Raw genomic sequence first — 12,446 nt, 5'->3', positions numbered from 1 at the left:
AAAATTCGTGGTTGTTTGAACAGCAAAACCCTCTCTCTCTCTGGTTACGAAATTAGACCGTGAAGCAGCGAGTCTCCGATGAATTCGTCTCAGAAGTGTATCTCGCAAGCAATCCCATGGAAAGATAATACGCCGGATTCTGGGCCTCTAACCTCTAATTTGTTCACTTCTGCCAATTCTAACCAGCCTCGGGGATACACGGATCAGGCTGATTATGAAGAACACTTAGCCACTATAAAGACGGTCGCTACCTACTTTCGACAATCGAATGAGTTCGATGCTTCTCAGCGCACCTTTCTCGGGCTCGTTCGTATGGCAGTGTTCTGCAACTTCATCAAACAAGTCTTCCAGCGCCTCCTCATCTGAGTACAAGTCAGACACGGAATATGAGTCACCATCGAAATAGATCCGCGTTCCTATGCACTCCTCTATCCGTTCCAAGGTCGGCAATTCGCACATATCGGCGTAGGTTTCGGCCTCGCTATCGCGGTAGTTGAAGCCCTCATTGTCAGCAATATCCTGAAGCATTTCATTCCATCCTAAGACAAAGAGAATCTTCTCTAACATCAGAATCGACCAGTGATTATAATCGGTATTAATCACTTGTGAGAATAGATCATCCCAATCACCATCGAACGTCGATAACCATTCAGCACCCGGCAAATAGTGAGCCAGAGATGCATTGAACAGAAAGTCCATCTGATTTTGATAGTATTCATCCTCTGTTCCGTCAATCAGGTCTCTCCTATTGTAGAATTTATACATGACTTCTACTGATCCGGGAAGATCGTCGTCAGTTAACCAACTAATCGCTTTGGCACTCAGATCTTCATTCAAATCCCTTGCTTCTTGAGGAACCACTACGTTCCGGACTGCGGGAGCGTTCGGGTCGGATGTTATCGAAAACTCGTGTTCTTCGATATCCTCTGCTGGTGCTCCCACCACTCTCCCCAAATCGTCCACCCAATGTTCCAGAACATCCGTGAGTACCTCTTCACGGTGTTCAACGATATCACGAAAGTCGGAATGACGCATATGCGTAGTTTCCGAACTCCGTCTGGTTGGGGCAATCCCTTGAGTCGTAATCCGGTCTCCTTCGGCATTCACCGTCTCTGTGATCACTATCGGTGGTGAAGTAGCACGTTCTATTACGAAAACCAACCCTCGATCATCATCGGCCTCAAGACGGTGTTTTTCGACTGAGGGCGGGGGCTCAAGGTGGTCTCTAAGTATGTTCTGTATTTCCTGATCATCAACGTCGTAGACGTGATCACCTCCTTCTGCCCCTAAATATTGGATTCCTTGGAATTGTGCAGCGTCATCAAAACCCACAAACATGAATCTGTGGGCGGACCGGTGATGAACGTTTGCGAGACCGGCGAAACTCTTCGCCAATCCTGCCCGCCGTTTTTCCGTCTTATCATCGTCTGAGGCGGACACATACGCTTCTCTCTTATTGTCGAAAATATGTGCCTCATCATCAGGTACGACGTCCTCGATGAACTGAATTATTTCGTCATCATCAACATCTGAGTGGAGTTTATTCACTAATTCAGAAGGCCACTCAGACCCGCTTTCGCTGCTCATGGACTCTGATACTGAATCACATGCAGAAATAGCTGATGTTTAAGATGCATTACACCCCGGAGTGACTGATGAAAAAGCGAGACATCAGGACCGACCATTCAGCGAGACAACACGGGTGGGGTTGAAATGAATCCGTTCTTATTGTTCTTCAAGTAGTTGGACTCGGACCGAACCGACCTGTTCCGCCACACACCCGCCTTCGGTTCGGGCCGGATTGAGGCGTTCCGGTGGGTCCCCCACGGGGCCTTCCAGTTATCAAGTATACACATCGTGGTTCGGACAGTAGAGGGCCTGATACGGCGTTTTCCTACTACTCGGACTCCGAATCTGACGGCTTTTTTAAGCAGGGTGGGATGTACACCTCTGACTCGGTATCGCCATCGATGAAGTCGGCCAGTTTCGCTTGTTCCGTCTCCACCGTCTTCGTTTTCACCGTTGCAGACTCCGGATCGCCGTTCGAGTAGATGCTGTACTCGACCACTTCGACCCTCGGCGGTGAGTATACCCAAGTCATCGGTGCTGGACGTAGTGGCACGAGAACGTATCGTAGTTCGTCCGGACTGCTGTCTGGATGGTTCCGTCCCCGTACGTCCGTCCGTCGGCGTAGTGGGCCTCATCCCACTTCTCTCGCATCCGGTTCGAAGCGCGGAAACAGTCGTCGATCAACTGCGCATCTTCCCGACACCAGAATGCGAGATCTGCTACCAGTGCGATGTCTGCCTCCGATGCCGAGGGGAATCCGCAGTCGGAGCCAGCAAGTGAGTCCCACCGATCCAGTGTGCGTTGTGCATCCGGATGGTTGTCCTTCGCATACTCCTCCAGAGTCCGACGGACATCTTCGACTCGGACACTGACAGAGTCACGCGAAACCGACGTTAAATCGAACTGTGACTGCTCCGTCACTGTCTTGACTGAACCTGACCGTGTCGGTAGGTACTCCCGCTGGAGATCACTCAGCACGTCATCGACGTCATCTCTGGCTCGATGACCGTCTCTGACCGTGTCGTAGGGCCCGATCTGATTGCCTGTCAGTATGACATACTGGCCCACATCGTACACCTCGATAGTGCCTCGATCAGATAGGTTCCCCTTCACAGATCGGTCGGGCAACTGTGTTCCTTCACAGACCAGATGTAGCCCTGTCCCTGACCGGCTTGCCTCGGTGTAAGTACCGAGGGGTTGTACGATTTCACCGACTTCTTCGGATACCTTCGTCGGTTCGTCCGGTCCGACGTCGTCCAAGTCGATCACGACGTATGGGTCATCGGCATGCAGTGTGTAGGCAGGTTCACCACCATACTCCTCTGCGAGACGTCGTGCATGTTGGAACGAGAACTGATTGCCAGAGTCGTTCCATCCGGTTTCCGGCTTTATCGGCTTCTTGTCCCGAGTCACGACCCACTGCGACCGGGTGCGAAGGGGCTCGGGGATCGAACACCACCAACTGTGTTGTCCCTGCGGGTCGGTCGTTTCTGACATCACGAAGTACCCCCGTACTTCCGGAACACGTAGTCAACCAACCCATCTACACCGTCGGAGTCCAGACCGGGTATCACATCGGATGCTCGTTCTGCGAAGAGCGAGTCTCGCGCCTCATCTGGAGTTTCATACAGTTCGAGCAGGGCGAAGCCGATACATGCCCCATCAGCACCAGCATAGTGCCGACTGAAGCCAGTCAGATCCTCGCTGATCACACGAGAGGTGGCTACGTTCTCACTGCGGCCTGGAACCTCACACTGCTGTAGTATCGTCGCGCAACGGCGGTATGTCGCCTCAGTCCGAACAGTCGTCTTCGCATTCTCGTCCCACGTGTGCCCACGGTTGTGTTGTAGACACCACAGACGGTTCCAGCGTCTCTCATCCTCCTCATCTATGTCATCGAGGTCAACGACATGAAACGTAGTTCTTGCCGGACTCATAGCAGGAAAAGCGGGCACGAAGTCCCATTCTCCTTTGTCTGTTTCGAGCCTGCCCTGCCGTTTCCGTGAGGCATGATCTTCCGTCGTACTGAACGCCTGTCGCCATTCGTCTGTGAACGGTCCTTCGTCTGCCGAAGTGTGGTTTTGCGTACTCATGATCACCGTTTTGGACTACAGATTGCCGGAAGGTAAATGATTTCAGCAAGAAATTGCCTTAGAGTCAATCATGCCGGGAAGCATCATACTTCACGAGTACGAACGAGTGATCGATCAACTGCGTAGCCTGCTCGATGAACAGGGACTCACTCAGAAGCAACTGGCAGAAAAGACAAGCATAGATCCCTCGCACGTCAGTCGGAGTCTAAACGGCGAGCGCGAGGCGAGTTACGAGAAAATCTATCGGATGTGGAAGGTACTCAAACAAGAAGCCGAAGACACAGTGACCGCTGAGGAAGTCATGGTGCCTGAAATCGAATGGGTATACCCGGATGAGACAGTCGGGGAAGTAGGTAAACGGGCGATGGAAATGGCATACACCCAGTTCCCAGTGAGGGAAGAAGGTGACCACATCGGTTGGATCACTACTGAGAGATTGGCCGGAGAGGACAGCGACTCGCCTATCCGACCGTTAGTACACCGCGAAGGGTTCACTACTGTTCCACCCTATCTCGACGTCGAGACGATTCAGGAGCACCTGAACGGTGAATACAGGGCAATGCTGGTGGAGGACGAGGGGGAGTTCCTCGGTATCGTCACCCCATACGATTTGGTGAACTTCACACTCAAGGAGGATCGGGAAGTGTGAAGAACCGCGTGTTCTCTCGTTGTTAATCGAAAATGAACGCCGGGGCTATACCTCGTCCAGATACTTGGCTCGGTTCTGTCGCTTCTCCTCCTTCGTCCGAGCGTCGTAGTGCAGATCGAGGACGTCGGTGCTTACGGACATCCGCTCCGAAACGATCTCCTTCGGCACATCTTCGGACAGGTGATGAGTGATCGCGGACCGTCTGATGGGGTGACTCGACACCGAAGACGGACACTTCGAGTATCCTGAATACTGAGTTGCTTCGCACTCCTCAGGTTCCCGGTCGTGTGGACACTCTGCACCGACGATACACGGCCTCGTCACCTTGTAGACGTGCTTGTTGATCGTCTGGTAGTGGTGACGCCCCTGATTCGATGCTAACAACGGCTCCCGTCCGTGTTCATCGGTTACATCGGGACGACGTTCCTCGACGTACGCATCCAACGCTCGGGCCAGCGTGTCGTCTGAGACAGTGACGTTCCGTTCTCCTTCGTCACCGAGTTTCAGTCGCGTTCCCTCCTCGGGACGATTCCGGAACGACAGGAATCGCTCGTCCGAGTGCCAGTCTTGAACATCAAGACTGTGGAGCCCCGACCTTCTACACCCTGCGTGGTATGAGACGTGGAAGGACAGGTGCATGGTCGAAGCAAAATGATACGTCGAGAGGTAGTCGATGATGTCTTGGGCACGTTCGTGAGAGATCGCCTTGTCTCGGCTTTTTTCGGATGATGAGACGTTGGGAATCAGCACCTTGTCGGAGAGCCCTTCCGTCACGATGTCGGCAGATTCGCACCATCGGATGAACACCCGAAGCGTGTGCAGGTGTTGTTCCAGCGTAACGAGGTTGCAGTCTGATGGTGACTCCTCGCTCATTCGCCAGTTCTTGTACCGCTCCAGATCGAAGCCGTCGAGTTCGCTCATCTGAGACACGCCGTGCTCGTCCGCCCACACGAGGAAGTGGTCGAGCCGATACCGGTGGTTGTCCTGAGTAGACGCAAGTGCGTCGTGTCGTGATTGGATGTACTGTTCGACTGCGTCGGCGGGACTGATGTTTTCCGTCATGCCTGATCAGCCCGCTCACTGCGCAGCACACTCGGGTTTGGCCCCCGGCGTTCACAATCCCGGCGAGTCCATCAGCGACCGCGCTGTGAACAATATACGTACAGCGTGACTTTCTTATATAACTACTTGTTGATTAGTGGAAATTCTGTCCGAGTTTAAGGGCTTCAGAAGTCCCTTGTAGCCTTCCACTGTCCCCTCATTCCCCTTTGTCCTTACCCAGTTTTCGACAATAGATGAATTTAGAAGTAACCAAAGTGGCAGAGAATGAGTGGATCAGGGAGACTGATCAGAGACATAGAGTCGGGACAGTATCAGCGACACTGGGCTAACGACCGATGGAACGAACCACCAAGAGCCTCATCCCCGATCTCCACGACGGGCGGTGAAACTGAGTGGTTTCACCCATAGAGCGGCAGAGAACCAGAACGGTCTATGAAATGATCCACGATGGGTTAGAACATTCGGCCGAGCACTCGAGCGCGTATTTGATAACCCGGTCAGCGAAATTTCCGGGTGAGAGTCAGGATTTTCCCTGTACGGTTACTGGGTCGCCCCAATTAGTCAGAAGGACTTCCGTTCTCACTTTTAACGATTGCAAACCAGAAATCCTCAACCTCCAGTACGAACTCAATGAAATCTTCAGTCTCAACCGGCTTCAAACGTACTCATTCGCTTCAATGTCGTGCGATTTCACAATGTCTTCTCCTGGCTCTGAACTCGTGAGGACGATGACCAAGACATCTTTCAGCGCTGGTTCGTCGTTTAGTTCGGAGAGAAACTCCATACCACTCTTTCCAGGGGACTGTGGCTCGAGTAAGATGAGATCAGGCCGAGAAGCATCTTCATAGCCATTCCGTTGATAGACGAAATCGAGTGCTTCGTCACCGTCAGAGACGGCATAGATCGTATTCATGAGCTTAGCATCTCGGACATTCTCGGTAACAAGGCGAGTATCGCCAGAATTCGGCTCGACCAGTAAGATGTCGATCGCCTCCCCAATATCATCATCGCTCACCTCGTTTGCCGAAGCCATACATACGCCAGAAAACGCAAGGAGAAAAATCCAACTGTAACGTCTTCAGCACAGTTGTTTCTCTGGGATTGTCACGCTCAAGAAGGTTTGACCCGCAATCTCAGAAGCCCTTATATCCCATCATCTGATATTGATAGTGAATGACTTCGTCTCCTCACGCGGATGTAGACTCGGAAACGCTTACCCGCATCCGCCAGCAGGAAGTCGTTGCGGAACTCGGGCAGCAAGCGCTCGAGACTGATGACCTTGACCAGTTGATGCACGAAGCTGCAGTGGCCGTCGCTGAGACGCTCGATAACGAGTACGCGAAGGTTCTCGAGTTGCTCCCCGACGATGACGAGGTCTTTCTTCGACAGGGAATTGGGTGGCGTGATGGCCTCGTCGGGGACGCCACAGTGCCGACCGATATGGACTCGCAAGCGGGATACACGCTCCGGTCCGAGCAGCCGATCATCGTTGACGATCTCCGCACTGAGGAACGATTCTCCGGCCCTGAACTGCTCACCAGTCACGATGTCATGAGCGGAATCAGTGTCATAATCGGGCCGGTCGAAAATCCGTGGGGTGTCTTGGGAACGCATACGAGCGAGGGACGAGAGTTTACGAAACATGACGCAAACTTCGTCCAGAGCGTCGCAAACGTTCTCGCAGCAGCCATAGGGAAGACAGAAACGAAACGGCAACTCCGCAAGCGAGAGAGCGAACTCGAGGAGACGTTCGACCGAATCACAGATGCGTTCATCGGCCTCGACCGGAATTGGAATATTACGTATATCAACGATCATGGGGCGGAATTGCTCGATCCCGAAGGAGAGGGACTGATCGGCGAGAACTTCTGGGACCCGTTCGAGCCGGCGCTCGGAACGACCTTCGAGGAGGAGTATCGGAAGGCGATGGAAACCCAAGAGCCGACTTCGTTCGAGGAGTATTATCCACCGCTCGGAATTTGGTTCGAAGTCCACGCCTATCCCTCGAAGTCCGGTCTATCAATCTACTTCCGCGACATTACCGAGCGTAAAGAGCGAGAGCAGAAACTCATAGAGTCGGAACAGCGGTATCGTACGCTCGCCGAGAACTTCCCCAACGGAATCGTCACGATGTTCGACGAGGATCTTCGATACACCCTCGCGGCGGGTAACGCGTTCGACGAATTTCCCGTGTCAGCAGCAGATGCAGAAGGGCAACAAGTGCGAGACGTATGGCCCGATCACGCCGCTGAGACGCTCCAACCAGCATTCCGGGCTGCACTTGAAGGCGAGAAGCAGGTGGTCGAAGTCGAGTATCTCGATCGGGAGTGGGTCGTCCACGTGGTTCCGATCAGTGATGATCACGGAACTGTCTTCGGCGGAATGACCATCGCCCAAGACATCACTGAGCGGAAAGAGTACGAACAGGCTCTCGAGGAGAGTGAGGCGAAGTTCCGACTGCTCGCCGAGAATCTCGAGGAGATGGTCTGGTTAGAAGATCCCGAAACACGAGCCATCCTCTATATCAATCCCGCTTACGAGTCGATCTTCAGACGCGACCAGGAGGCGCTGCTCGACGATCCTCAGACGTTCTTCGAGGCAGTTCATCCGAACGACTGCCAGCGCGTTGAGGAGTCGTATGATGCCCTCCCGAACGAAACATTTGATGAGGAATATCGTATCGTTCAACCCGACGGTCAGATTAGATGGCTCAACACGCGGGCATACTCGGTTCATCACGAGGATCGAAATACACGTCGCATTGTCGGTATTGCAGAGGACATCACCGAGCGCAAGGAACGCGAACGGGCATTGGAGGAGTCCGAGCGCCGATACAGGACCCTCGTCGAGAACTTCCCGAACGGTGCGGTTGGCCTCTTTGACGAGGATCTCACGTACACTGTTGCAGGTGGGGAATTCCTCGAGGAGCTTGGATTCTCCGCAGAGGATGTTGTCGGCACAACGATCTACGGTCGCTATCCCGACGAACTTGTCGACGAAATCCGTCCACACTTCACCGCCGTCTTCGATGGCGAATCGAATACGTTCGAAATTGAACTCGATAGCCGTCAGCTATTGGCACATACGCTTCCCGTTCGAGACGCTGATGATGAGATCTACGCGGGAATGCTCGTTATTCAGGACATCACTGAACGCATGGAGTACCGTCGGATGCTCGAGGAGTCCAACGAGCGCCTCGAACAGTTCGCATACGCAGCCTCGCACGATCTACAGGAGCCGTTACGAATGATATCGAGTTATCTCTCGCTTATTGAGAGCCGGTATAGCGATGAACTCGATGACGATGCCGAAGAATTCCTCGAATTCGCTGTTGACGGTGCCGATCGGATGCGCGAGATGATCGATGGACTACTCGAGTACTCCCGCGTCGATACCCAAGGCGATCCGTTCGAGCCGATCGATCTGAACGAGATACTGGACGAAACACGGGATAATCTGCAAATGAAGATCGAGGAGAACGACGCCGAGATCACGGCGGAACAACTCCCTCGAGTACACGCTGACGCAAGCCAAATCCAGCAAGTGTTCCAGAACCTGATCTCGAACGCGATCGAATACAGCGGTGACGAGCCGCCACAGATCCATATTGAAGCGGAACAGAACAGGCGAAAGCACCTGATTTCGGTTCATGACGAGGGAATTGGAATCGATCCCGACGATCAAGACCGCGTCTTCAAGGTATTCCAACGGCTCCATAGTCGTGAGGAGCATTCCGGGACCGGAATCGGACTGGCGCTCTGTCAGCGGATCGTCGAACGTCACGGTGGCAGAATCTGGGTTGATTCGGTACCTGGTGAGGGAACGACGTTTTCGTTTACGCTCCCACCAGCACAGGACTGAAGTTCACCACTTGCCTCAGCCGCCGAAAATCGTCCCGCGCTGGCCCAGGAGAACTGCCTCCATGGACACTATCGCGTTTGGCTGGTGAAGTCAGCGTGATCGAATCGAGGATATACCAGCATAGATCGGGGTTACTACTCTGTTCCAACCTTATTGACCCGACCGACTCTATGAATCGAGTCCCTGTTTCGGAACTTTCCCGATACCAAACTATACTCTCCCTTCCGAAACTACTCAGCGAACTCAACATGGCCGTACTTCGGAGCTTCTTCAAGGCGGTTGTTCGAGAAGTGAAGCGCATTACCGCGTCCACCCTGCCAACCGTTGAGATACTCGTTGCTTCCTTTTAGATTCCCGTAGTTCTCCGTCATCTTCGCCAGCGGACCAAGACCATATGCTCCGTATTGGTCGAGTCCTTCCTTGGAGGAGATCACCCCTGGTTTCTCACCTCTAAGCCGTTCTATCTTCTCTATGATGGGAATATCGACCGTTGGTGCAACTCCGTCACCCCCTGATAAGCGTTCCAATTCTCCGTAGTCTGCACAAGCTCAAGCGAGAGAACCTCATCAAGATACTCTTGTTTCCTGCTCTCAGCGAGCAGAGGAAGCTGCTTGATTTCCGCACCCATAACGAGGCTCCACATCTCGATCACCGGTGTTCCATCGAGAGCGACAACACTCTCTGCCCCTTCGAGGCTCGGTGGGAGTAAGAACGACCACTCGTGTTCGGTGTTTCTGGCGGCAACCTTACCGTCACCGAGATCAACGTATTGCCATCGGTTAGCCAAACGTTCTTTCTTTAGATTCGCCATCGTCATCAGCGGGCCGAGAGAGTGCGTCTCTGAGTTCGAGCTTCGAACGACGTGGGAAGAATCATAGTGTGACCAGAGTTTCTGCTCTCTGGCTTCAATTTCCTCCCTGAACTCCGACTGTCGCTGGAGCAGATCTTCGTAGTCGTGAAACTCTGAACAGAGAGAAAGGGGGAGCTGGCTGCCATCAACCGTGATTTACCGAACCAGATTGTATGGGTTTCTTATATATCGGTTGAGCGGAAGGTTGCATGGATGGTGGAATTTATTTCGACAACGGCGGCGACCTCATCGAGATGACTGAGGACCTATACGACCGGGAAGTACTGTTACAACGCGACCTTGCTGACTTCCCGAAGTTACTCGCGGGCGACCAAATGGACACAGCGGAACCTCGTCGATGGGCACTCGTCGCTCGGGAGGCTTCCGTCCCGGACAAACAGGGTGGCAATGAGCGGTGGTCGGCTGACCACCTGTTTGTCGACCAGGATGCAATCCCAACCATCGTCGAAGTCAAGCGGAGCGAAGACACCCGCCGTCGACGCGAAGTTGCGGGACAGATGCTCGACTACGTCTCCCATGCGACGCTCTACTGGGAAGCGGACGATCTTCGCAAGACGTTCGAGGAAACCTGTGAAGCCGAGGAAGTCCTCCCAGAACAGGAGCTTGCCGAGCTTCTTGGGGACGATGAAGAAGCGATCGACGATTTCTGGGACCGAATCGAAGCAAACCTTCGTTCGGGAAACGTTCGGCTCCTCTTTGTCGCGGATGACATCCCCAGCGAGCTCAAACGAATCGTCGAGTTCCTCAACGAACAAATGTCGACCGCCGAAGTGCTGGCTGTCGAAGTCACCCAATACACCAGTGGCGAGAAGACGGCGTACGTCCCGCGTTTGTACGGCCAAACTGAGGAAGCCCGCCAGTCCAAACAAGCGACTACGCGTCCTGACCACGACGAGGATGACTTCCTCGATGACGTTGCGACCAAGGAGAGTGAGGGTAAACTCACAGCGAGCAAGGCAACTGCCCTCCGTGACCTCTATGAGTTCATCCGCGGCGAAGCGGACGACCACGACTTTGGCGGGACAGCGAACGTCTCGGTAACAGCTCGGTGGTCTGTATTGGGTGGGAGCGCGGGGATGTTTACGCTCAATTCGACGGGGAAAGTGGTGTTTTGGCAACCCGCAAATATCCATGACCCAGATGAAAGTGATTGGTCACATGAAACACTCATAGCGTGGTATGAGGATTTGGCGACGATTTCGCATCCGAAAGCAGATGTGGATCGATTTACGAGTGATAAGAAACGTCTCCCGATTGATGCTCTCGTCGAAAAGGAAGATCGGGAGCGGTTCAAGAACGCCTGTCTCGACTTCGTGGACGCTTGTAGTCAACAGTAATCCAAACCAGAATAGTCGATAGAGATGGGCGACGACGGCCCTCGAAGCACGGTCGGGGTGGTGGCTGGGCGTATGGTTAGGGAAGTCGACCTCTTTGGTGGGATACCGCCCCGAATTTGGGGAGCCAGCAATATGCTGGTGGAGTCGGGCTGTTCGCCCCGATGGTCAGGACCGACCGTTCGAGGTGGCGAATCAGAGGCTCCGGTCGGGCTATCGGAGCCCGTACTCACTTTCCAAACGCAACTTTATTTTAGCAATCTCTATTTCGAAACCTGTCTTCACATTCGTTGGTTTTCGATTCGTTTCCCGAACGATGCTCTTTCGGGCCCGATCAGTGTCGACCATCTCGTCGCGAGCCTCGTCACCGCGGTCGACGTCCGGCAATTTCACCCGCTCGCGCATCCCAGGCTCGACGGCGTCGATGGATGCACAGAACTCGAGGAACACTCACAGCGTTGCGAGCTGTCTGCGGAGCGTGACGATGTTCACGTCTTGCTGTCGCCACACTCGGTAGCGGTGGAGATACCGACCGGTGAGGTCGTTCAAGTTGTCGATCCTGACCTCGTCACACCACTCGACGAAGACGTTGAGCCGGTACTTGTGATTCTGCAGCATCTTCGCGCTCACCTCGAGTTCGCGGTGCGAGATGTAGAGGTCGACCGCCTCTCGCGGCGAGATCGGCTCGAGGTCGTCGCTCATACGTCCACTCTAAATAGATTACTTATGACCACATAACGACAAGTTCGGGTCGGTCGAATCGAAATTTCCCATACGGACCGTGTGGAATCGACATACTGCAGTGGATTACACCGGTTTACAGTACGTTTGATATTATCGACAGCACACATCAGAACGATTCCACGGAACTTCCGATACAATGCAGCGAAACGATGGCGTAGCCGGCGAATTCACCGCCCTGCAGGGTGGTGGATTCGCCTCACCCACCAACAGCACTTTTAACCAACGCGGTTGCCTTCGCAGTGAAGTATAAAAACTTTAACATG

General features: G+C 53.6%; 7 protein-coding genes and 2 pseudogenes. 3 read left to right on the top strand and 6 right to left on the bottom strand.

Annotation, left to right across the window (positions count from 1 at the left end; genetic code table 11):
* Nucleotides 1-225 precede the first annotated feature (225 nt).
* Nucleotides 226-1,587 carry an RNA-binding domain-containing protein gene (locus HYG82_RS41290; protein ID WP_179264097.1) on the bottom strand — a complete coding sequence of 454 codons (1,362 nt, stop codon included), beginning with the start codon at nt 1,585-1,587 and terminating at the stop codon, nt 226-228.
* A 510-nt stretch (nt 1,588-2,097) separates the two neighbouring features.
* Nucleotides 2,098-3,066 (bottom strand): phage NrS-1 polymerase family protein, encoded by a 969-nt coding sequence (locus HYG82_RS41285; protein WP_179264095.1) that lies wholly within the window; start codon nt 3,064-3,066, stop codon nt 2,098-2,100.
* 666 nt (nt 3,067-3,732) lie between these two features.
* Between HYG82_RS41285 and HYG82_RS41280 the strand changes: the two genes are divergently transcribed.
* Nucleotides 3,733-4,311, top strand: coding sequence for a CBS domain-containing protein (locus HYG82_RS41280; protein ID WP_179264093.1), 579 nt, complete (start codon nt 3,733-3,735; stop codon nt 4,309-4,311).
* Between the two features lie 45 nt (nt 4,312-4,356).
* Here the strand turns inward: HYG82_RS41280 and HYG82_RS41275 are convergent, their stop codons facing one another.
* Both HYG82_RS41275 and HYG82_RS41270 read right to left on the bottom strand, forming a co-directional pair.
* The gene (locus tag HYG82_RS41275) at nt 4,357-5,373 is read right to left on the bottom strand and encodes a tyrosine-type recombinase/integrase (protein WP_179264091.1); all 1,017 of its coding nucleotides are present in this window, start codon (nt 5,371-5,373) and stop codon (nt 4,357-4,359) included.
* Between the two features lie 557 nt (nt 5,374-5,930).
* Nucleotides 5,931-6,406: pseudogene (locus HYG82_RS41270) on the bottom strand (response regulator).
* Between the two features lie 140 nt (nt 6,407-6,546).
* Here HYG82_RS41270 and HYG82_RS41265 point away from each other — a divergent pair.
* Nucleotides 6,547-9,234, top strand: a complete 2,688-nt coding sequence (locus HYG82_RS41265) for a PAS domain-containing protein (protein ID WP_179264089.1) — start codon at nt 6,547-6,549, stop codon at nt 9,232-9,234.
* A 469-nt stretch (nt 9,235-9,703) separates the two neighbouring features.
* On the opposite strand, the gene HYG82_RS41260 is transcribed toward HYG82_RS41265, so the two are convergent.
* Nucleotides 9,704-10,051: a hypothetical protein gene (locus HYG82_RS41260; RefSeq protein WP_179264087.1), complete on the bottom strand. Its 348-nt coding sequence runs from the start codon at nt 10,049-10,051 to the stop codon at nt 9,704-9,706.
* A 287-nt stretch (nt 10,052-10,338) separates the two neighbouring features.
* On the opposite strand from HYG82_RS41260, the gene HYG82_RS41255 reads away from it, so the two are divergent.
* Nucleotides 10,339-11,442 (top strand): hypothetical protein, encoded by a 1,104-nt coding sequence (locus tag HYG82_RS41255; protein WP_179264085.1) that lies wholly within the window; start codon nt 10,339-10,341, stop codon nt 11,440-11,442.
* Between the two features lie 312 nt (nt 11,443-11,754).
* Here the strand turns inward: HYG82_RS41255 and HYG82_RS41250 are convergent.
* Nucleotides 11,755-12,141, bottom strand: a pseudogene (locus tag HYG82_RS41250) (site-specific integrase); the annotation flags it as partial.
* Between the last annotated feature and the right edge of the window lie 305 nt (nt 12,142-12,446).

The sequence above is a fragment of the Natrinema halophilum genome (genome assembly GCF_013402815.2).
Taxonomy (GTDB): domain Archaea; phylum Halobacteriota; class Halobacteria; order Halobacteriales; family Natrialbaceae; genus Natrinema; species Natrinema halophilum.
The sequence above is the reverse complement of the archived record's forward strand: the minus strand, read 5'-3'. Positions and strand labels throughout refer to the sequence as shown.

Bases quoted from the DNA above. Each gene is read 5' to 3' on its own strand.
- HYG82_RS41285 (WP_179264095.1), bottom strand. From the start codon at position 3,066: ATGTCAGAAACGACCGACCCGCAGGGACAACACAGTTGGTGGTGTTCG.
- HYG82_RS41260 (WP_179264087.1), bottom strand. From the start codon at position 10,051: ATGACGATGGCGAATCTAAAGAAAGAACGTTTGGCTAACCGATGGCAA.
- HYG82_RS41265 (WP_179264089.1), top strand. From the start codon at position 6,547: ATGACTTCGTCTCCTCACGCGGATGTAGACTCGGAAACGCTTACCCGC.
- HYG82_RS41275 (WP_179264091.1), bottom strand. From the start codon at position 5,373: ATGACGGAAAACATCAGTCCCGCCGACGCAGTCGAACAGTACATCCAA.
- HYG82_RS41280 (WP_179264093.1), top strand. From the start codon at position 3,733: ATGCCGGGAAGCATCATACTTCACGAGTACGAACGAGTGATCGATCAA.
- HYG82_RS41255 (WP_179264085.1), top strand. From the start codon at position 10,339: ATGACTGAGGACCTATACGACCGGGAAGTACTGTTACAACGCGACCTT.
- HYG82_RS41290 (WP_179264097.1), bottom strand. From the start codon at position 1,587: ATGAGCAGCGAAAGCGGGTCTGAGTGGCCTTCTGAATTAGTGAATAAA.